Raw genomic sequence first — 20,954 nt, 5'->3', positions numbered from 1 at the left:
TTTAAACGCTTTTCAAACCGTCCAGCCACGCGGGGTCGAAACGGGTCTGTTCGGTGTCGATTCTCAGCGTCTGCATCCTGGCTTTATGCGCGTCCATTTCGCCGACCAGTTGCGCCTGGGCGCTGGAGTTGGCGTCCAGTGCATGCATCTGCGTCAGCCCCAGGTGATAGAAACGCAGCACTTTCATGGCCGTCGGATCATTGGCCTGCACACGTTCGGTGACGGTGTGCATCACATTGGTCACGCGCATCAGCGTGCGCTTGAGCTGCCAGCCGTACACCGCAGCGGCCAGCCACGACTTGGACCAGAACGGGCCGCGCACCAGGGCGACGGTAATCAGCACCCCCGCGAACACACCGCCGACATTGAAGCGAAAGTTATCACCGCCGGGTTCGCCGAACAGCATCACCGCCAGGGTCGACAGCAGCATGGCCAAGGCCATGAACAGCACGGCCACGATCAACGTGCTGCGGCGGGTCTGTTGGCGGTAGGTGACGGGGTCGCAGGGTTTGAGCTCGAACATCCGGTCCAGGTCTCCAGGGCGGGTAGGGGGTGGCATCTTCTCATGGTCAGCGGTCAGCGGTGGGGCAATCAAGTTGAACCATGATCTGTGGCAGTTTCTCTAAACGAATGTAGTCCCTTTGAGGTGAACCACCATGCCCGAATACAAGCAACCACCGCCCGGTACACCCGACCCTGATCGCACACCCGGTGAAGAAGAGCGCGACAACGATGCCTTGCGCCCCAATGACCCGAAAGAGCGTGACGACCATGATGATGTGGAGCGCGTCGAAGAAGACTTGGAAAACCTCCACGACAAAGCTCGCCCGCTCTAACAGGAGACCATGATGAACAAGCGCTCGGATGGGCCCCCCTCTAACGAACACGCCAGCGGCAAGGATGAGCTGGGATTTGACCCCGACTCGCCGGATGTGGCTGATCCGCAGGTTGATCCGGTAGGTCCGGCGATTGCCCCGCTGGATAAAAAGGACAAGGACGAGGCGAAAAAAAAGCCGCCCTACGATCCGTTGGGCGACTTAAAGAAATAACAGCGTAATAGGTAATCAGGCCCCGCCATTGAGCGGGGCCTTCGTTTATTTAGGTGGCGTCCAGGAAACGTCGGTAATCCCGAACTTCTCCGCCCAGGGCCGGGTGGTTTTTTTCACTTGCTCGTGGCCGACGCGGCCGATACGGCTGACATGAGCAATGTCGGCATCGACCGCTGCCCAGTGCCAGGCCTCGGCGTTATTCATCACTTCGGCACGCACCACAAAGGACTTCGGTTGACCGTGCAGTTGGTAGTGGATGGTGTAGATTTTTGCGGTACTCATGTTGCCTCCCTGTCTTGTTATAGATGGAGGCTGAAGCGTTCAAAAAGGTTCATTCAAAATGACAGTTTGCATGTGAACGCGGCATAGTGACGCACTCTTCCTGCGCCCAAGGACCGTGCCATGACCCGCCTCAACCATAGCCATCTGTACCTGCAGCGCCTGGGATACGATTCGCCGCCACCGCCCACCCTGGCAACCCTGCGGGATCTGCAACTGCGCCATGTGTGCACCTTCGCCTTTGAAAGCCTGTCGACCCTGTTGCGCCTGCCGGTGCCGATCGACTTGCCCAGCGTCGAGCAAAAGGTGTTGTTCGATGGCCGCGGCGGCTACTGCTATGAGTTGAACCAGATGTTCCTCGCGCTGCTGCAGGAACTGGGTTTCGAGGCCCGTGGCATTACCGGTCGGGTGGTGATGGGCGGACCGCCGGACGCGCGCACGGCACGCACCCATCGTTTGAGCCTGGTGACCCTGGACGGGGTTCGTTACATCACCGATGTAGGCTTTGGCGGCATGGTGCCCAGCAGTCCGTTGCAGTTGGACACTGAGGCCGTGCAGGCCACTGCCCATGAGCCCTATCGCCTGACGTTCAATGCGGGAGAGAACAGTTACACCTTGTGGGCCGAAGTGGCGGGGGAGTGGCGTGGTTTGTATGTGTTCGACTTGCAGGTGCAGGGAGCCATCGATTACGAAATCGGTAATTGGTATGTCTCGACCCACCCGAACTCGCCGTTCTTGGGCCAATTGAAAGTCGCACTGCTGGCGCCCGGCAAACGCCATACCTTGAACAACGCGCATTACGCGATCCATTCCCTGGATCAGCCCAGCGAAAAACGGCTGCTGAACAACGCGCAAGAGCTAACGGTCTTGCTGAGGGACACCTTCGGTATTCGCGTGCCGGTGCAGCCGTCACTGGCTCAAGCAATGGCCGGCGGGTGGCCGACCTAAAGCCAGGCGACGCCATTTATGAGTGCGCGTTCTCTGCTCACAAGCGCTGCATTCGCAGCTTAATCCTACGCCCCGCAATGACACTGCCTGCATTCTCGTGTGGTCCCATCGCTATATAAATCCGCCCACGCTGAATATTTTCGGCAGTAGGCGTAGCGCGGGGGCTCCAACAGGCTCAGTTTTCTGAACCGTTGGATTCGACGTCCCGACTCGCGGCTCTACTGCCAGAGCCATTTGCCCGAGGGACACATGATGGGGTCGCCCACCGAAGCTCAACCACTGGATTTCACCCTGTTGTGCTTGCCCCTGAGCGAGGCCGATGGCGGTGGCCAGAACTTTGAATATTCGGCGCAATTCTTAGAACTTGAAGAAGAGGCACTGGGTAAACCCGAGGTTCAGTACGGCGACACCGTCACCGAGGCCATCGAGCCGAACTGGAAGCGCGTCATGGCCCTCGCATTGCCGATGTTGGAGCGCAGCCGCGATTTACGCCTGGCCATCTGGGCCACCCGCGCCGAACTCAACGTGCACGGCATCGCCGGACTGTCGGCTGGCCTGGGGCTGGTGCAGGGGTTGTTGGAAAATTGCTGGGACGGGCTGTACCCCAGGCTCGACCCGGAGGATGGCCATGACCCGCTGTTGCGCATCAATATCCTGGCGTTCCTATGTGCCCCCAACGGCCTGGTACGCGACGTGTTGGATGCGCCGTTGATCAACGCGCGAGGCATCGGCGCGGTCAGCTTGAGAATGATCGATTTGGCGATTGTCGAGCACGGCGGCGAGGGCAATCACCCGAGCCTGGCAATGATCGAAGGGGCGCTTGTCGATGCCAATGCGCAACAGCTACAGGCCATTCACCTTGCGCTGACCCAGGCGTTAGCGCACAGCCTGCAGATTGAGCAGTGGCTGACGGAAAAAGTCGGCGTAGGTCGCGCCATCGACCTCAATGGACTGGTCGCTCCACTGCGTCGCGCCGCTGAAATAGTCCGCCGGTTCTTGCTTGAACCTGCGCCAGTCGAGGCGGCTGCAGCCACTGTTGCTACCTCAGAGGTGGCCGCACCGCAGGCACTGTTCGGCGAGATCCGCAGCCGCGAAGAGGCGCGCCAGGTCATTGATCGGCTGTGCAGCTATTTTCATACCCATGAGCCCGCGAGCCCGGTGCCGTTCCTGCTGCAACGGGCAAAAACACTGATCGACAAGAATTTCATGGAGTTGCTGCAAGACCTGGCGCCCGATGGACTTGCGCAACTGGCGCAGGTCAGCGGCATCCGCACCAACGACAACTGAACGTTCATCTATCCACTCCACTCACCGGAGCCAGTTCCGTGGCCAAAGAAAGTAGCCAGAAGTTTATCGCCCGCAATCGTGCGCCGCGCGTCCAGATCGAATACGACGTGGAGATCTACGGCGCGGAAAAAACCGTGCAGTTACCCTTCGTGATGGGCGTGTTTTCAGACCTTTCCGGCAAACCGGCCGAGCCTTTGCCGCCGGTAGCCGAGCGCAAGTTTCTGGAAGTCGATGTGGACAACTTTGACGAACGCCTCAAGTCCATGAAGCCCCGTGTGGCATTCCAGGTGCCCAATACCCTGACGGGCGAGGGCAACCTGCCGGTGGAGATCACCTTTGAGAGCATGGACGACTTTTCCCCAGGTGCAATCGCCAACAAGGTGCCCAGCCTTAATCAGTTGTTGGCCGCGCGCCGCCAGCTGTCGAATCTGCTGACCTATATGGACGGCAAGGTAGGGGCCGAAGAATTGCTAGCCAAAGTGCTCAGCGATCCGAGTGTGATGCAGGCCCTGTGCGCGGCCCCCCAACAACCCGACTAACTGAATGACCGTGGTCTCTGCCGGCGCCTCGTTTGCCCCGGTATGGGGACGCTGTTGCCCATAATTCAAGGATACCGTCATGTCCACTACGCAATCGGAACAACCCGAACAGGGAGCTCCGGCCACGGCATTCGACGCCGGTGACTTCGCCAGCCTGCTGCAAAAAGAATTCAAGCCCAAGACCGACAAAGCCAGGGACGCCGTGGAATCCGCCGTGCGCACCCTGGCGGAACAAGCGCTGCAAGGCACGCAGGTGATGTCCCATGACGTGCTCGGCACGATTGAAGGCCTGATCGCCAGCCTCGACCAAAAGCTCACCGAACAGGTCAACCATATCCTCCACCATGAGGAGTTCCAGGCCGTGGAAAGCGCCTGGCGCGGCTTGCATTACCTGGTCAGTAACACCGAGACCGACGAGTCCCTGAAGATTCGGGTGATGAACATTTCCAAGCACGAAGTGCATAAGACTCTGCGCAAGTTCAAAGGAGTGGCCTGGGACCAGAGCCCGATTTTCAAGAAGCTGTATGAAGAGGAATACGGCCAGTTCGGTGGCGAGCCCTATGGCGCCTTTGTCGCTGACTACTACTTCAACAACAGTGCGCCGGACGTCGAGCTGTTGACCCAGATCGCCCGTGTCAGTGCCGCCGCGCACTGCCCGCTGATCACCGCCGCTGACCCCAGCGTGATGCTTATGGAGTCCTGGCAGGAACTGGCCAACCCACGTGACCTGACCAAAATTTTCCAGACCCCGGAGCACGCGGCGTGGCGCAGTTTGCGCGCCAGTGAAGACTCACGCTACGTGGGCCTGGCCATGCCGCGTTTCCTGGCCCGTGCCCCTTACGGTGCCAAGTCCAATCCGGTGGAAGACTTCGATTTTGAAGAAACCACTGACGCCGCCGACGCCAAGGATTTCACTTGGGCCAACGCGGCTTACGCCATGGCCGTGAATATCAACCGTTCGTTCAAACACTATGGCTGGTGTTCGCAAATTCGCGGCATCGAATCCGGCGGCGTCGTGGAGGGCTTGCCGGTGCATACCTTCCCGACTGACGACGGCGGTGTGGACATGACCTGCCCGACCGAGATCGCCATCAGCGACCGGCGCGAAGCCGAGCTGGCCAAGAACGGCTTCATGCCCCTGGTGCACAAAAAAAACAGCGATCTGGCGGCCTTCATCGGCGCTCAGTCCCTGCACAAACCGGCGGAGTACGACGACCCGGATGCCAGCGCCAACGCCAACTTGGCAGCGCGTCTGCCGTACCTGTTTGCCACGTGCCGTTTTGCTCACTACTTGAAGTGCATCGTGCGCGACAAGATCGGTTCATTCAAAGAGCGCGACGATATGCAGACCTGGCTCAACAACTGGGTTGGCCGCTACGTGGAGCACAACCCGGCCACCGCGACCGATGCCGATAAAGCGCGTAAGCCGCTGGCGGGGGCCGAGGTCGTGGTGGAAGAAATCGAAGGCAACCCCGGTTACTACAGCGCCAAGTTTTTCCTGCGTCCGCACTACCAGCTTGAAGGCTTGACCGTGTCCTTGCGGTTGGTCTCCAGGCTGCCTTCAACCCAAGCGTCATAACCCCGTTGTTCAACCTGAAAGGTACTCACCATGATCCTGCTGAACTTTAAAGGCACCCCAATCAAAGGCACTTCCACCGTCGACGGTCACAAAGACTGGATCACCCTCGACGCTATCCAAATGGGGGTTTTCCGAGCGATTTCCTCCAGTGGCGGCGGTGCTGACCGTGACACCAGCAACCCTTCGTTCTCGGAAATTTCCGTGACCAAACTGGCCGACGTGGCCTCGGCCGATCTGTTTATGCAGGCTGTGTGCGGCAAGAGCCTGGGCGATGCCGAGATCCACTTTGTCCATACGGGCGGCGCGGACAAAAAACAGCAAGTGTTTCTTAAGATCATCCTGGGCGGCGCGATTATCAGTGCTTACTCCGCCAGCAGCACTGGCGATCGGCCGGCCGAAACCCTTTCGATCAACTTCACCACCATCAGCTACGCCTATGACGCCTTCAACGGTGACACGGTAATCACCGGTACGCCGAAGAAGTGGGACTTGGAAAAGAATCAGAAGATCTGATTCGGATGCCCGACGGTGGGTGGGTTCGCCCGCCCGCCGTCCTGTCGATGGAGGCCTCAGCGCATGGCTGAACTAACCAGTCTCGAACGTTTGCAACCGTCCTTGCTCGATCGCTTGAGTGATGACGACACCGCGCAGGTTTTCGAGCCTCGCGACAAGCGCGTGTTGTCCATGCGCCGCTTGCGCAAGGCGGTATTACGCGATTTGGGGTGGCTGCTCAACAGCACCAGTCTGGGCAGCTTTCGCGACCTGAGGAAGTGTCCGTTGGCGGGACAATCAGTGCTCAATTTCGGGCTGCCCGATCTCGCGGGAAAGACGGCTGCCGGCCTGGACCGCGAAGCGTTGGGACGCCGCATTCGCCAGGCGATCTGGGATTTCGAACCGCGGATTTTGCGCGAAAGCCTGCGTGTCGTGCCGGTTGCCTCCTCGGGTGCAACCCTCAGTCCCAACCAGATGACCTTTGAAATTCATGGCGAACTCTGGGGCCAACCGTTGCCCGAGCGCCTGTACCTGAAGACCGAACTCGACCTGGAAGCAGGCGAGGCGCGGATCTTCGATATTGAGACAAGGGACGTGCGTTGAACGCAAAACTGCTGCGCTATTACGAGCGTGAGCTGGCGCATCTGCGGGAAGTTGGCGGTGAATTCGCCCGCGACTACCCCAAGGTTGCCGGCCGCCTGGGGCTGGAAACCTACGCCTGTGCCGACCCCTATGTTGAACGGCTGTTGGAAGGTTTCAGCTTTCTCGCCGCACGGGTGCAACTGAAGATTGATGCTCAATTCCCACAATTTACCCATCACCTGCTGGAACTGATCTACCCACACTACTTGGCGCCAACGCCATCGATGGCGGTGGTGCAACTGCACCCGGACATGGGCGAGGGCAGCTTGGCCGCCGGCTTCAAGGTGCCACGCCACACGGCATTGCACAGCCAGTTGGGCAAGGGGGACCAGACCGCCTGCGAATTTCGCACTGCCCATGAGGTAACCCTGTGGCCGGTGGAGTTGGTCGAGGCGCGCTATTTCGCCTGCAGCACGCAGGTGGCCGGGGTTGACCTGTCACGTCTCGGCGCAGTCAAGGCCGCGTTGCGCCTGCGCTTGAGCGTCGGGGCTGGCCTGGCTTTCAGCGACCTGGCCCTCGACACCCTGCGGCTGCATATCCGTGGCGGGGACGGCACGCCCGCGCGGGTTCTTGAACAGCTGTTGGCCCAAGTGGCGGGTGTGCTAGTCATGCCCATGCAAGCGTCTGGGGACTGGCATCAGCTGCTGCCCAGCAGTGCGATTCGCAGTGTGGGCTATAGCGACAGCGAAGCCTTGCTGCCCATCGGGCCGCGTTCGTTCCAGGGTTATCGCTTGTTGCAGGAATACTTCGCCTTGCCGCAACGCTTCATGTTCGTCGACGTGGTGGGGTTGGCGAGCAGTGTCAGCCGCTGCACCGCCGAGCAACTGGAGCTGATCGTGTTGTTCAAGACGGCAGACCCGTTACTTGAGCAAAGCCTCAGTGCCGCCAATTTCGCGCTGTATTGCACGCCGGCGATCAACCTGTTCCCGATGCGCACCGAGCGTGTGCACCTGGATGAACAGCGCTCTGAATACCATGTGAGCCCCGACCGCACACGGTCAATGGACTACGAGATCTACGAAATTGAAGGGGTGACCGGTTACGGCAGTGGCGCCGAGGCCAGTCAGACATTCGAACCCTTCTACCGCGCCAACGACCTGCAGGGACGCACGCCGCCGCGTGCGTACTACCAGGTACGGCGCGACACGCGGGTTTTGTCCGAACAGCAGCGCAGCCGAGGCCCGCGCTCCAGTTATGGGGGCAGCGAGGTATTCGTGTCGCTGGTGGACGGCGAGCAGGCTCCTCACCGCAGCGACCTGCGCCAATTGGGCATCGACGCCCTGTGCAGCAACCGCGACCTGGTGCTGAGCATGCCGGTGGGCAGTGGCAGCACCGACTTCAGCGTCCAATCCGCTGCGCCGGTGCAGTCGGTACGTTGCGTGGCAGGGCCCACGGTGCCCGCGCCGTCGTATGCCGAAGGCGATACCGCATGGCGTCTGGTCAGCCATTTGTCCCTTAACTACCTGTCACTGCTGGACCAGGACACGGAGCAGGGCGCTGTAGCCTTGCGTGACATGTTGCGCCTGTATTGCCGCGTCGACGATGCCGTTGCACATAAACAGATCGAAGGCGTGCGTTCGGTGACTGCGCAGAGCATCGTGCGGCGCCTGCCATTGTCTGGACCCGTCACCTATGGGCGAGGTTTGCAGATCAGTGTGAGCGTGGATGAGTCTGCGTTCGAGGGTGCAGGCGTCTGTGTATTGGGCTCGGTGCTGGAACAGTTTTTCGCCAAGTACGTGTCGCTCAACTCATTCACCGAGACGCGGATCGTGAGCGCGTCACGCGGCGTGATCATGCAGTGGCCTGCGCGGGTGGGCAGATGCGAGATCCTCTGAGCCTGCTCAGCGAGCTTGAAGCGCATCCGGGTCGGTTTGATTTCTACGCGGCATTGCGCCAGTTGGAATGCGCTTTTGCGCACCTGCCGCGCATCGGCGAGGCCACGCGCCCGGCGGACGAGGCGGTGCGTTTCGGCCAGCATTCCTCGCTGGCGTTTGAGCCGGCAATGATTGCGGGCCTCATACCCGGCGACACGCCTAAACTGCTGCTCAATTTCTTCGGCCTGATGGGCGCCAATGGCCCGTTGCCGATTCACCTCACCGAATACATTCGCGACCGTCAACGCAACCTCAACGACCCTACGCTGGCGGCATTTTGCGACGTGTTTCATCACCGCATGATCAGCCTGTTCTATCGCGCCTGGGCCAGTGCCCAGCCAACGGTGAGTCTGGACCGTCCGGGGGCGGACCGCTTTGCCAACTACCTGGGATCATTGCTCGGTATTGGCCTACCGTCGCTGCAGGCGCGCGACGGCGTGGTTGACCTCGCCAAGCTGCATTTCGCCGGTCGCCTGGGACCGCAAACACGCAATGCCGAAGGCCTGGCCGCCTTGCTTGGCGACTACCTTGGCGTTCCCGTAGAGGTCGAGCAATTTGTCGGCCACTGGATGACCCTGCCCCGTGACGGGCTGTGCACCTTGCGCAGCGGTCCGGACGCGGTGGTACTCGGCCAGGCCACGGTTATGGGCCGTAAAGTCTGGAATGCCCAACACAAGTTTCGCCTGCTGATTGGCCCTCTGGACCTGACACAAACCCGCCGTTTGCTGCCCGGTGGCGACAGCCTGCAACGGGTGCAGGATTGGGTGCGTCAGTACGTCGGCATGGCGATGGACTGGGACGTCAACCTGATCGTCAAGAAAGAACACCGGCCTCGCTTGCGCCTGGGGTCCACGTCATTGGGCTGGACCAGTTGGCTGAGCAGCAGAGCGCCCCAGCGGGATGATCGGCAATTGCTGATCAAGCCTCGACCCTCATTTTCTTCTCAAGGAACTGCCCATGGCTGATATCAGTCGCGTCGCGCTTTTCGGCAAGCTCAACAGCCTGTGCTACCGGGCGATTGAAAGCAGCACTGTGTTCTGCAAACTGCGCGGCAATCCCTATGTCGAGCTGGTGCACTGGTTGCAGCAGTTGTTGCAATTGACCGATTCGGACCTGTTGCGCCTGGTCCGCCATTACGGCATTGATCCGGTGGTGTTGGACCGGGACCTCACTGCCGCCCTGGATCGTTTGCCTAGGGGCTCGACCTCGGTGACGGACCTGTCCTCGCAGGTCGAGGAAACCGTGGAGCGTGCCTGGGTCTACGCGACCCTGATGCTGGGTGAGTCCCAGGTGCGTTCTGGCCATTTGCTGCTGGCGATGCTGAAAACTCCGGCATTGCGTAATGGTTTGTATGGTGTGTCCCGGGAGTTCAACAACGTCAGGACCGACGACCTCAGTGAGCAGTTTGGCGCGTTGCTCAAGGATTCGCCCGAGGCCCGTATGACGGCCAGCGATGGGTACCAGGTGCCGGGTGAGGCTGTCGGTGCACTGGCGCCCGACCGTCAGGAAGGCCTGAAGCGCTTCACTGTCGACCTGACCGAGCAGGCGCGGCGAAACACGATGGACCCTATCGTCGGACGCGATGAAGAGATCCGGCAGGTCATCGATATCCTGATGCGCCGTCGCCAGAACAACCCGCTGCTGGTGGGCGAGGCGGGCGTGGGCAAAACTGCTGTGGCGGAAGGATTCGCCCAGCGCATCGCCCGTGGCGACGTGCCGCCTAGCCTGCGGGACGTACAATTGCTGGCCCTTGATGTCGGCCTGTTGCAGGCCGGTGCGAGCATGAAAGGTGAGTTTGAACAGCGCCTGCGCTCGGTCATCGATGAGGTTCAAGCCAGCGTCAAACCGGTGGTGCTGTTTATCGATGAAACCCACACCCTGGTCGGCGCAGGTGGCGCCGCGGGTACCGGCGATGCGGCTAATCTGCTCAAGCCAGCCCTGGCCCGTGGCACCTTGCGTACCTTGGGCGCAACCACGTTTGCCGAGTACAAAAAACACATCGAAAAAGATCCGGCCCTTAGCCGGCGCTTTCAGACGGTGCAGGTCGATGAGCCTGATGAAAGTCGTGCGCTGCTGATGCTGCGCGGTCTTGCCTTCAGCCTGCAGGAGCACCATCAGGTGCAGATCCTCGATTCGGCGCTGGAAGCGGCCGTGCGTTTGTCCAATCGCTATATCCCGGCGCGCCAGTTACCGGACAAGGCGGTGAGCCTGATCGACACCGCGTGCGCCCGCGTCGCCATCAGCCTGCACGCCACCCCGGCGGAAGTCGATGACAGCCGCCGGCGTATCGAATGCCTGGAAACCGAGCAGGCGATCATCCAGCGTGAACGCGCCATGGGGGCGCAAACCTCAAGTCGTTGTGCATCGGTCGATGCGTTGCTGGCGACCGAGCGCGAGCGCCTGAAGGTCCTTGGCAGCCGCTGGCACAGCGAGCTGGCGCTGGTCATGCAGATCTTGCGTCTGCGTAGCCGGTTGGTCGATGTGGATGCCGATGAACCTGAAGCGGGCCGGTTGGAACTGCGTCAATTACAGGAACAATTGGCGCTGCTGCAAGGCGAGACTCCGTTGGTCCTGGTCAACGTCGACGAACAGGCCGTCGCGGCGGTAGTACAGGACTGGACCGGCATCCCCGTAGGTCGCATGGTCAAGAATGAAATCGAGAACGTGTTGCACCTGGCAGACCGTTTGGGCCAGCGCATTATCGGTCAGGATCATGGGCTGGAGATGATCTCGCGACGTATCCAAACCTCCCGCGCGGGCCTCGACAATCCGGGCAAACCGGTGGGGGTGTTCATGCTCGCCGGTACCTCCGGGGTGGGTAAGACCGAGACGGCCCTGGCCCTGGCCGAGGCGTTGTATGGCGGCGAGCAGAACGTCATTACCCTCAATATGAGCGAATACCAGGAAGCCCACAGCGTCTCCACCCTCAAGGGCGCGCCGCCTGGTTACGTGGGCTACGGCGAAGGCGGCGTGCTCACCGAAGCAGTACGGCGCAAGCCTTACAGCGTGGTGCTGCTGGACGAAGTGGAGAAGGCGCACTCGGATGTGCACGAACTGTTTTTTCAGGTGTTCGACAAGGGCTGGATGGAAGATGGTGAGGGGCGAGTCATCGACTTCAAGCACACCCTGATCCTGCTGACCACCAACGTCGGCACTGACCTGATCGCCCGCCAGTGCCGTGACCCGCTGGCAATGCCAGAACCGCAAGCCCTCGCAAAAGCCTTGCGTGAGCCGTTGCTGGAGGTCTTCCCGCCGGCTTTGCTCGGACGCCTCGTGGTGATCCCGTATTACCCCCTCAGCGACGCCATGCTCGACCGCATCATCCGCCTGCAACTGGAGCGGATCAGACAGCGCATCGCTGACAGCCACAAGATTCCCTTCACGTACAGCGATGAAGTGGTGCAGTTGATTGCCAGCCGCTGCACCGAGCTGGAAAGTGGTGGGCGGATGATTGACTCAATCCTGACCAACTGCTTGCTGCCAGCAATCAGCCGCGAGTTCCTCGATCGTCTGTTACAGGGCATCCCGGCCAGCCAGGTTGGGGTCAGCGTGGAATACGGCGAGTTTGCCTATGTCTTTTCCGAGTCCGCGAGGTAGTCCCTATGGCAACCAGTCAAATGCATCGTGACATTCAGGTCAGCAGTGTGCTCGGCGACGATGTGCTGCTGTTTCGCAGCATGCAGGCATTCGAGGGGCTGTCTCGTCTCAGTGAATACGAGGTGGAGCTGTACAGCGAACGCGCCGACCTGGACATCAACGACTTGCTCGCTACGCCGATGAGCATTGCGGTGGACGTGCCCAAGGGCGGTAGTCGTTACTTCAGCGGGCATGTGAGCCACTTCTCCATAACCGGTCGTCAAGGGCGCTATACCACGTGCAAAGCGGTGTTGAGGCCGTGGTTGTGGTTCCTGACACTGGCCAGCGACTGCCGTATTTTCCAGGGCCTGAGCGTGCCGCAGATCCTCAACCAGGTGTTCGCGCCTTACAGCATTGCCGATGTCGACACCTCGGGCTTGAGTGCGGACTACGCGGCACTTAACTATTGCGTGCAATACCGCGAGAGCGATTTCAACTTTGTCAGCCGGCTGATGGAGCAGGAAGGTATTTACTACTTCTTCAAAAGCGCTGCTGGCCGTCATACCTTGGTACTTGCCGATTCCTGCGGCGCGCATTCGCCGGCGCCGGGCTATGCCCAACTGCGCTACATGCCGTCCCAGGATCACGCCCTGCGCGAAAGCGAGGTGATCTACGCCTGGCACATGAGCGGCGAGGTGGCGCCGGGCGGCTATACCCTGAAGGACTTCGACTTCGAAAAACCCAGCGTCAATCTGATGGTCAAGTCGGCCATGCCTGGTGACTACCCGCAGTCTCGTCACGAACGTTACGACTATCCGGGTCGATACACCGAGCGCAAACAGGGCGAAACCTATGCCCGCACCTTGATTGAATCGCTGCAGACCGGCGCCGGTCGGATCAGCGGTGCCACTCGTGCCCGGGGGCTGTTCCCGGGAGCGTTGATGACCTTGGCCGAGCACCCGCGCAGTGAACAGAACGCGCAGTGTTTGCTGCTGGAAGCGCGTTACACGTTGTCGTTAGACACCTATGAGCCGACGCCACCGACCGAGCCCGCGCCCGTGCTGACTTGCGAGTTCGTGGCCATGCCGCACCAGCAGCCATTTCGAGCACCTTGCGTATCGCCCAAGCCACGGATGCACGGTCCGCAGACCGCCAAGGTGGTGGGCAAACAGGGCGAAGACATCTGGACCGACAAATACGGACGGATCAAGGTGCAGTTCCACTGGGACCGCGAGGGCAAGGGCGACGAAAACAGCTCATGTTGGGTCCGAGTAGCCCAGGGCTGGGCCGGCAAGCGTTGGGGCAGCCTGCATATCCCGCGTATCGGCCAGGAAGTGGTGGTCAGCTTTCTCGACGGCGACCCCGACCAGCCGCTGGTCACCGGCAGCGTCTATAACGCGGAATCGCTGCCGCCCTATGCACTGCCAGAAAATGCCACCCGCTCGACCCTCAAGACCCATTCTTCAAAGGGCGGTGGTGGCTACAACGAACTGCGCTTCGAGGACAAGAAGGGTTCGGAGCAGGTGTTCCTGCACGCCCAGAAAAACTTCGACCAGCGAGTGCTCAAGGACGCCCTGGACTGGGTAGGCGGCGACCGTCACTCCAGAATCGACCAGGACCTGCGCGAGAAGGTCGGCGGTGATCGTCATTCCTCTGTGGACGGCAACCGCAATGAAAAAACCAGCGGTGCGGTGTCGATGAGCGCCGGCAGCGAGATGATTATCGAGGGCGCCATGAAGACGGGTGTTACCGCCGGTACCGATGTGCATATCAAGGGCGGGGCGAACGTGGTGATCGAAGCCGGCGCGAGCATCACCTTGAAGGTCGGCGGGGCCTTTATGACCTTTTCTCCAGGTTCGATTCTCGCTTCGGCCATGCCTGTGCCCTTGCCTCAGGCCGCAACCGCTGCCACCGCCGCGGCATTGGCAGCGGCCACCGGGCCTGCGGGTGTGCCGCTGCCGCCCAAGGAGGCCGACGATGGCAAGTAAGCCGTTGTCGGCTCTGTCTGCTTCTACCGTTGCCCATATTGGAAGAACTTAATGTCCTGGAAACACAAAGTGGTTTGGTCCGAAGGCATGTTGTTGCAGCCTCAGCATCTGCAACAACATGACCGTTTCCTGCAAACCCAGCTGGAGGCACGGGTCACGGCGTTGCGTGCGTATGGCTGGGGCTTTTCGGCGTTGGACATTGACCCGCAGCAACTGGCTCTGGGCAAGGTATCGTTGCTTTCATACAGCGGTATATTCCCGGATGGAACGCCTGTCGGCCTGCCATTCGATGATGAAATGCCGCCGCCCCTGACCATCCCCGATGATGCGCGCGACCTGACCGTGGTGTTGGCATTACCGAGCTTACGTCCCGGGATCCCGGAGGTTGACGACAACCCCAGTATCGAAAATTTCGCCCGACTTCGCAGCGCTGAATACGAAGTCTGGGACAGTAATGGACTGGACAGCAGTGCGCTGATGAGTGTCGGCAAGTTGCGCGTGCGTCTGGCCTTTGAGGGCGACGTGGCCGATGCCTACACCTCACTGGGTATCGCCCACGTGGTGGAAAAGCGCGCCGACAACTGTGTGGTGCTTGATCGCGGCTACTGCCCGCCCTGTCTGGATATCCGGGCGGCCGAATGCCTCAAGGCGATGGTCGATGAGGTCGCAGGGCTGGTGCAGCAGCGGGGCGAAGCCACGGCCTCACGCGTGGCCCGGCTCGATGGCAGTGGTGCAGCGGACATTGCCGATATCCTGCAGCTGCAGGTGCTCAATCGCAGCCTGCCGCTGATGCGCCATTTATCGACCATGAGCGGCCTGCATCCCGAGCAACTTTATCGCGACCTCTCGGCCCTGGCCGGTGAGCTGGCAACGTTTAGCCGCGACGATAAGCGCACGCCTGCCTACCCGGTGTATCGCCATACGGCCCTGGCAGAAACGTTTGCTCCGGTGATGCTTGAACTCCGTCGGATGCTCTCGACCGTGATGGATACGCGGGCCATCGCTATTCCCTTGGAAGAGCGCCAATACGGCATCCGTGTGGCCGTGCTGCCGGACCGGGCGTTACTGGCCTCGGCCACCTTCATCCTGGTGGTTCAGGCTCAAATGGCGGCCGACAGCGTGCGCAGCAGTTTCCCCTCCCAGGTCAAGATCGGCTCGATGGAGAAAATCCGCGACCTGGTCAACCTGCAACTGCCGGGTGTTGGCCTGCGGCCTTTGCCGGCAGCCCCACGGCAATTGCCGTTCTATGCGGGCTGCACGTATTTCGAACTTGATCGCAGCAGCGAGTATTGGCAACTGTTGAGCCAGTCGAGCGGTTTTGCGATCCATGTACCCGCCGGGTTTCCTGGGTTGGATATGCAATTTTGGGCCATCCGCGATTTGGCCCAAAACGAGTGAGGTGAACGCCCTGTTGCAGGGCATCCAGAAACGCAAAACGGCGCCCGAAGGCGCCGTTTTGTTTACTGCATCCCGCTAAGCGATCAAACGCCCAGTACCGCGTGCTGCACCAGGGTGAGCAACGGTTGTGGGTACACGCCCAGGAAGAACGCGAGCAGGGCGATGGCCAGCAGCATCACGCCGCCTGCCTTCTGTTCCCAATGCAGCTCGGCATCCACACGGCGCAGGTTTGGCTCGATCAGGTACAGGGTGACCATCACGCGCAGGTAGTAGAACACGCCGATAGCGCTGCCCAGTACCAGGGACGCAACCAGCCACCACTCGTGGGCTTCTACACCGGTAGCGACGATGTAGAACTTGCCGATGAAACCCGCGGTCAGCGGGATACCGGCCAGGGACAGCATCATCACGGTCAGTACGGCGGTCAGGTACGGGCGGCGCCAGAACAGGCCGCGATACTCGTACAGGGCGTCAGCGTCACGGCCTTTGTACGGCGAGGACATCAGCGTAATTACACCGAAGGCGCCGAGGCTGGTGATCACGTAGGTGACCAGGTAAACGCCGATGGCTTCCACGGCCAGGCCTTTGCTCGCCACCAGGGCGATCAGCAGGTAGCCGAAGTGAGCGATGGACGAGTAACCCAGCAGACGCTTGAGGTTGTTCTGGGTCAGGGCCAGCAGGTTACCGAACAGGATCGACGCGATGGCGATCACGGTCAGCACGTTGCTCAGCACGCCGGTATTGGCAGCAGGCGAGATCTGGAACAGACGCACCATCACGGCAAACACAGCAACCTTGGACGCGGTAGCCAGGAACGCAGCCACCGGCGCCGGGGCGCCTTCGTACACGTCTGGGGTCCACAGGTGGAACGGCACCAGCGACAGCTTGAATGCCAGGCCGATCAGCATCATCGCCAGGCCCAGTTGGGCAATCGGCGCCGGGCTGTTGGTGGCAGCCAGTGCGTGGCCGATACCGGTGAAGCTCAGGCTGCCGGCTTCGGCGTAGAGCAGGGCCATACCGAACAACAGGAACGCGGAACCGGCCGCCGACAGCACCATGTACTTGATGCCGGCTTCCAGGGAGCGCTTGTTGAAGAAGGCGTATGCCACCAGGCCGTAGGTCGGGATCGACAGCAGTTCCAGGCCGATGAACAAGCCGGCCAGGTGCTGTGCGCTGACCAGCACGATACCGCCGGCCGCAGCCAGCAGGATCAGCAGGTACAGCTCTTCGCGATTGCCTGGGTAGCCGGTGCCGCCTTCGCCGAGGTAGGCGTGGGCGAGGGTGACGCAGGCGAGGGTGGCGACGAGGATCAGCGCGATATACAGCAGCGCGAAGTCATCGACCATCATCAGCGGGGTCACCGCCAGTGGCGCGACCTTGAGTGCCGGGATAATCGACAGCAAGGCCAGGTTCAAACCGGCACAGGACAGCAGGAACGTTTGTGAGTGATTGCGGCGCCAGGCGATTGCCAGCATCACCACCACGATGGTGAGGCTGGTAATCAGCAGCGGCGCAAGCGCGATAAAGTGTTGGATCGTGAATTCCATAGCGCTCTTACCGGGCCGAAGCGAGTTGAGAGAAGGCGGTGCCGAACCACTGCTGCACGCCATGCATCGTTGCGGCAGAAGTGTCCAGGAACGGTTGCGGGTACACGCCGATGTAGATCAGCAGCACCGCAAGGCCGAGCACCATGATCAGTTCGCGAGCATCCATCCCTTTCAGGACGGTGTCGGACTTGGCCGGGCCGAAGTAGGCGCGGTGGATCATGATCAGCGAGTAGACCGAACCGAATACCAGGCCGGAAGTAGCAATGGCGCTGATCCAAGGCGTTTGCACGAAGGCACCCATCAGGATCAGGAACTCGCCGATGAAGTTGCCGGTACCCGGCAAGCCCAACGAGGCAGCGGCAAAGAACAGGCTGATCGCCGGCAGGTACGCGATGCGCGACCACACGCCGCCCATCTCACGCATGTCACGGGTGTGCAGGCGCTCGTACAACTGGCCACTCAGGATAAAGAGTGCAGCGGCGGAAACACCGTGCGCCAACATCTGGATCACTGCACCTTGCAACGCCAGTTGGCTGCCGGAGTAGATGCCGATCAGTACGAAGCCCATGTGGGAAACGGACGAGAAGGCAATCAGACGCTTGATGTCGGTTTGCGCGAACGCCAGGAACGCACCGTAGAAGATCCCGATCAGACCCAGGGTCATGGCAATCGGCGCGAACTCCGCCGAGGCGTTCGGGAACAGCGGCAGCGCGAAACGCAGCAGGCCATAGGCAGCGGTTTTCAGCAGGATGCCGGCCAGGTCAACGGAACCTGCGGTCGGTGCCTGGGCGTGAGCGTCAGGCAGCCAGGAGTGGAACGGCACCACCGGCAGCTTCACCGCGAACGCGATGAAGAAGCCCAGCATCAGGATGTACTCGGTGGTCAGGGACATCTTGGTTTTCAACAGGTCGGCGTAGTTGAACGTAATCACGCCTGTGCTGTTGAAGTTGACCAGTACCAGACCCAGGATCGCCACCAACATGATCAGGCCGGAAGCCTGGGTGAAGATGAAGAACTTGGTCGCCGCGTAGATCCGGGTTTTCTTGCCGTCCGAAGAACTGTGACCCCAGAGCGCGATGAGGAAGTACATCGGCACCAGCATCATTTCCCAGAAGAAGAAGAACATGAACAGGTCGAGGGCGAGGAACACGCCGACAACGCCGCCCAGGATCCACATCAGGTTCAGGTGGAAGAAGCCCACGTGACGCTGGATCTCTTTCCAGGAGCAGAGTACCGAGAGGATACCCAGCAGGCCGGTCAGCAGGATCATCAACAGCGACAGGCCATCGAGGGCCAGGTGCACGTTGATGCCGAAGCGCTGGATCCACACGTGCTTGAATTCAAGCGCGAAAGTCGGATCGACACCCGGTGCCGGAGCGAATGAATAGTCACCGTGGGCCCACAGCCAGAGGCCGAGTGCGAGTTCCAGGGACATGGTCAGCAACGCAATCCAGCGGGGGAGGGTGGCGCCGAAGCGTTCACCCATCCAGCAGAGCAGGCCGCCGATGAAGGGGATCAGGATTAGCCAGGGCAGAATCATGACAGGCTCGTTTCCTTTCGCAAGTTTGCAAAGTTCGCAATGTACATAGACATGGTCAGACCGCCACGACAACGATGGCGGCGATCACCAGCACGGCACCGACCGCCATGGACGCTGCATACCAACGCAGTTGGCCGGTCTCGCTGCGGCTCAGGGCGGTGTGACCGGCCTTGGCGGCGCGCGGGATCAAACCGATGGTCTGGTCGAGCGGGTCTTTGCGCAGTACATGGCTGATAGCCAGGTAAGGCTTGACGAACAGTTTGTCGTAGATCCAGTCGAAGCCCCAGGCGGCGAACCACCAGGCCGACAGGAAGCGGCCGATGCCACTGTTGGCCACGGCCGTCACGAAGCGACGCTTGCCGAGGAACAACAGCGCGGCCAGCAGGATACCCGCGATGGCAATGGCGCCCGAGGCGATTTCCAGGCTGTGCTTGGCGGCGCCACCGGCATGGCCGGCGCTTTCCGGCAGTACACCGGCCAGCGGCGGGGTGATCAGGGCGCCGACGAAGGTCGACAGCACGATCAGCACCGACAGTGGCAACCAGTGGGAGATGCCGTGACCTGCGTGCGCTTCGGTCTTGGCTTCACCGTGGAACGTGATGAAGATCAGGCGGAAGGTGTACAGCGAGGTCATGAACGCACCCACCAGGCCTGCGTAGAGCAGGTTCTGGTTACCGCTGGCAAAGGCTTCCCAGAGGATTTCGTCTTTCGAGTAGAAACCGGCGGTCACCAGTGGCAGTGCGGCCAGGGCTGCACCACCGACGATGAAGCTGGCGTAGGCCAGCGGCAGTTTCTTCCACAGGCCGCCCATCTTGAAGATGTTCTGCTCGTGGTGGCAGGCAACGATCACCGCACCAGAGGCAAGGAACAGCAGGGCCTTGAAGAAAGCGTGAGTCATCAGGTGGAAGATCGCCGCGTCCCAGGCGCCAACGCCCAGGGCCAGGAACATGTAGCCGATCTGGCTCATGGTCGAGTAGGCGAGGATACGCTTGATGTCGGTCTGCACCAGCGCGGCAAAGCCGGCCAGCACCAGGGTCACGCCGCCGACGATGCCCACCAGGTGCAGGATGTCCGGCGCGAGGGTGAACAGGCCGTGGGTACGGGCGATCAGGTAGACACCCGCAGTTACCATCGTAGCGGCGTGGATCAGTGCCGACACTGGGGTAGGACCGGCCATCGCATCCGCCAGCCAGGTTTGCAGCGGCAGTTGCGCGGATTTACCCACGGCGCCACCCAGCAGCATCAGGGTCGCCAGAGTGATCCAGAAGTCGCCGACCTGGAATTTCTGTGGTGCCAGCACCAGCAGTTCCTGGATGTTCAGCGTGCCCACCTGTTGGAACAGGATGAACAGGCCGATGGCCATGAACACGTCGCCGATGCGGGTAACGATAAATGCCTTGAGTGCCGCGTTACCGTTGTTGCGGTTGCTGTAGTAGAAACCGATCAACAGATACGAGCACAGGCCCACGCCTTCCCAGCCGAAGTACAGGAACAACAGGTTATCGCCGAGCACCAGGAACAGCATGCTGGCGATAAACAGGTTGGTGTACGAGAAGAAGCGCGAGTAGCCCGCTTCACCGCGCATGTACCAGGACGCGAACAGGTGGATCAGGAAGCCCACGCCGACGACCACGCCGAGCATGGTGATCGACAGGCCGTCGACGTAGAGGGCGAAGTTAGGCTTGAAGCCTTCCACCGACATCCACTGCCACAGCACCAGGGTGTAGTGACCACCTTCCGGCGGCGCTACGTTGAATTGCCAGATGACGTAGGCGGCCACGATGGCCGACAGGCCAATGGAACCCACGCCGATCAGGGCCGAGAGGTTTTCCGACCAGCGTCCACGGGAGAACGACAGCAGCAGGAAACCGATCAGGGGAAATACGAAAGTCAGAAAGATCATGTTCATCCGCGCATCTCACTGGCAGCGTCGATATCAAGCGTGTGGAAGCGACGATACAGTTGCAGCAGGATCGCCAGGCCGATACTGGCCTCGGCGGCTGCCAGGCTGATCACCAGGATGAACATGACTTGTCCATCGGGCTGGCCCCAACGTGCACCTGCAACGATGAACGCCAGTGCCGCAGCGTTCATCATGATTTCCAGGCTCATCAACACGAACAGAATGTTACGGCGAACCATCAGGCCGACCAGGCCAAGGCAGAACAGGATGCCGGCGACCGCCAGACCATGCTCCAAAGGGATAGCAGGCATCG

At 60.9% G+C, this 20,954-nt stretch carries 19 protein-coding genes; 13 read left to right on the top strand and 6 right to left on the bottom strand.

From position 1 onward, the window contains the following. Position 1: 1 nt before the first annotated feature. Positions 2-523 (bottom strand): DUF3087 family protein, encoded by a 522-nt coding sequence (locus BW43_RS06570; protein WP_032889726.1) that lies wholly within the window; start codon positions 521-523, stop codon positions 2-4. 133 nt (positions 524-656) lie between these two features. Here BW43_RS06570 and BW43_RS06575 point away from each other — a divergent pair, with 133 nt between their 5' ends. Together BW43_RS06575 and BW43_RS06580 are read left to right on the top strand one after the other, a co-directional pair. After that, positions 657-836, top strand: a complete 180-nt coding sequence (locus BW43_RS06575; RefSeq protein ID WP_032889724.1) for a hypothetical protein — start codon at positions 657-659, stop codon at positions 834-836. A gap of 12 nt (positions 837-848) precedes the next feature. Next, positions 849-1,049 (top strand): DUF6021 family protein, encoded by a 201-nt coding sequence (locus BW43_RS06580; RefSeq protein ID WP_032889722.1) that lies wholly within the window; start codon positions 849-851, stop codon positions 1,047-1,049. Positions 1,050-1,094: 45 nt separating this feature from the next. Here the strand turns inward: BW43_RS06580 and BW43_RS06585 are convergent, their stop codons facing one another. Beyond that, positions 1,095-1,331, bottom strand: coding sequence for a DUF6555 family protein (locus BW43_RS06585; RefSeq protein WP_032889720.1), 237 nt, complete (start codon positions 1,329-1,331; stop codon positions 1,095-1,097). A 120-nt stretch (positions 1,332-1,451) separates the two neighbouring features. Between BW43_RS06585 and BW43_RS06590 the strand changes: the two genes are divergently transcribed. The 11 genes from BW43_RS06590 (at position 1,452) to tssK (ending at position 15,651) form a co-directional block, all read left to right on the top strand. Then, entirely contained in the window at positions 1,452-2,276 is an 825-nt protein-coding gene (locus BW43_RS06590; RefSeq protein WP_032889718.1) for an arylamine N-acetyltransferase, read from the top strand. A 249-nt stretch (positions 2,277-2,525) separates the two neighbouring features. Then, the gene (gene tssA / locus BW43_RS06595) at positions 2,526-3,563 is read left to right on the top strand and encodes a type VI secretion system protein TssA (protein WP_256226762.1); all 1,038 of its coding nucleotides are present in this window, start codon (positions 2,526-2,528) and stop codon (positions 3,561-3,563) included. Between the two features lie 38 nt (positions 3,564-3,601). After that, positions 3,602-4,102 carry a type VI secretion system contractile sheath small subunit gene (gene tssB / locus BW43_RS06600; RefSeq protein WP_032889715.1) on the top strand — a complete coding sequence of 167 codons (501 nt, stop codon included), beginning with the start codon at positions 3,602-3,604 and terminating at the stop codon, positions 4,100-4,102. A gap of 79 nt (positions 4,103-4,181) precedes the next feature. Beyond that, on the top strand, positions 4,182-5,681 hold the full coding sequence (tssC, locus tag BW43_RS06605; RefSeq protein WP_032889713.1) for a type VI secretion system contractile sheath large subunit: 1,500 nt from the start codon (positions 4,182-4,184) through the stop codon (positions 5,679-5,681). Between the two features lie 30 nt (positions 5,682-5,711). Next, entirely contained in the window at positions 5,712-6,194 is a 483-nt protein-coding gene (locus BW43_RS06610; protein WP_032889711.1) for a type VI secretion system tube protein Hcp, read from the top strand. 63 nt (positions 6,195-6,257) lie between these two features. Continuing rightward, the gene (gene tssE, locus BW43_RS06615) at positions 6,258-6,776 is read left to right on the top strand and encodes a type VI secretion system baseplate subunit TssE (RefSeq protein WP_032889708.1); all 519 of its coding nucleotides are present in this window, start codon (positions 6,258-6,260) and stop codon (positions 6,774-6,776) included. Then, the gene (gene tssF / locus BW43_RS06620; protein ID WP_032889706.1) at positions 6,773-8,650 is read left to right on the top strand and encodes a type VI secretion system baseplate subunit TssF; all 1,878 of its coding nucleotides are present in this window, start codon (positions 6,773-6,775) and stop codon (positions 8,648-8,650) included. Before tssE ends, tssF begins: the two co-directional genes overlap by 4 nt. Then, complete coding sequence (gene tssG / locus BW43_RS06625) at positions 8,635-9,654, top strand: type VI secretion system baseplate subunit TssG (RefSeq protein WP_032889704.1); 1,020 nt, start codon at positions 8,635-8,637, stop codon at positions 9,652-9,654. The genes tssF and tssG overlap by 16 nt, the downstream gene beginning before the upstream one ends. Then, positions 9,647-12,286, top strand: a complete 2,640-nt coding sequence (gene tssH, locus BW43_RS06630) for a type VI secretion system ATPase TssH (RefSeq protein WP_032889702.1) — start codon at positions 9,647-9,649, stop codon at positions 12,284-12,286. The genes tssG and tssH overlap by 8 nt, the downstream gene beginning before the upstream one ends. 5 nt (positions 12,287-12,291) lie before the next feature. Further along, on the top strand, positions 12,292-14,253 hold the full coding sequence (locus BW43_RS06635) for a type VI secretion system Vgr family protein (protein WP_032889700.1): 1,962 nt from the start codon (positions 12,292-12,294) through the stop codon (positions 14,251-14,253). A 51-nt stretch (positions 14,254-14,304) separates the two neighbouring features. Beyond that, entirely contained in the window at positions 14,305-15,651 is a 1,347-nt protein-coding gene (gene tssK / locus BW43_RS06640) for a type VI secretion system baseplate subunit TssK (protein WP_032889699.1), read from the top strand. Positions 15,652-15,734: 83 nt separating this feature from the next. Here the strand turns inward: tssK and nuoN are convergent, their stop codons facing one another. Genes nuoN through nuoK form a run of 4 tightly spaced genes read right to left on the bottom strand, consistent with a single transcriptional unit; the run spans position 15,735 to position 20,952 of the window. Continuing rightward, positions 15,735-17,198, bottom strand: coding sequence for an NADH-quinone oxidoreductase subunit NuoN (gene nuoN, locus BW43_RS06645; protein ID WP_003174731.1), 1,464 nt, complete (start codon positions 17,196-17,198; stop codon positions 15,735-15,737). Between the two features lie 7 nt (positions 17,199-17,205). After that, entirely contained in the window at positions 17,206-18,738 is a 1,533-nt protein-coding gene (gene nuoM, locus BW43_RS06650; RefSeq protein ID WP_017527174.1) for an NADH-quinone oxidoreductase subunit M, read from the bottom strand. Positions 18,739-18,793: 55 nt separating this feature from the next. Further along, a complete protein-coding gene (gene nuoL, locus BW43_RS06655) occupies positions 18,794-20,647 on the bottom strand; it encodes an NADH-quinone oxidoreductase subunit L (protein WP_032889698.1) in 1,854 nt (617 codons plus the stop codon). Beyond that, positions 20,644-20,952: an NADH-quinone oxidoreductase subunit NuoK gene (gene nuoK / locus BW43_RS06660; RefSeq protein ID WP_003174727.1), complete on the bottom strand. Its 309-nt coding sequence runs from the start codon at positions 20,950-20,952 to the stop codon at positions 20,644-20,646. The genes nuoL and nuoK overlap by 4 nt, the downstream gene beginning before the upstream one ends. Between the last annotated feature and the right edge of the window lie 2 nt (positions 20,953-20,954).

This window comes from Pseudomonas sp. RIT357 (genome assembly GCF_000632245.1).
GTDB lineage: Bacteria > Pseudomonadota > Gammaproteobacteria > Pseudomonadales > Pseudomonadaceae > Aquipseudomonas > Aquipseudomonas sivasensis.
The sequence above is the reverse complement of the archived record's forward strand: the minus strand, read 5'-3'. Positions and strand labels throughout refer to the sequence as shown.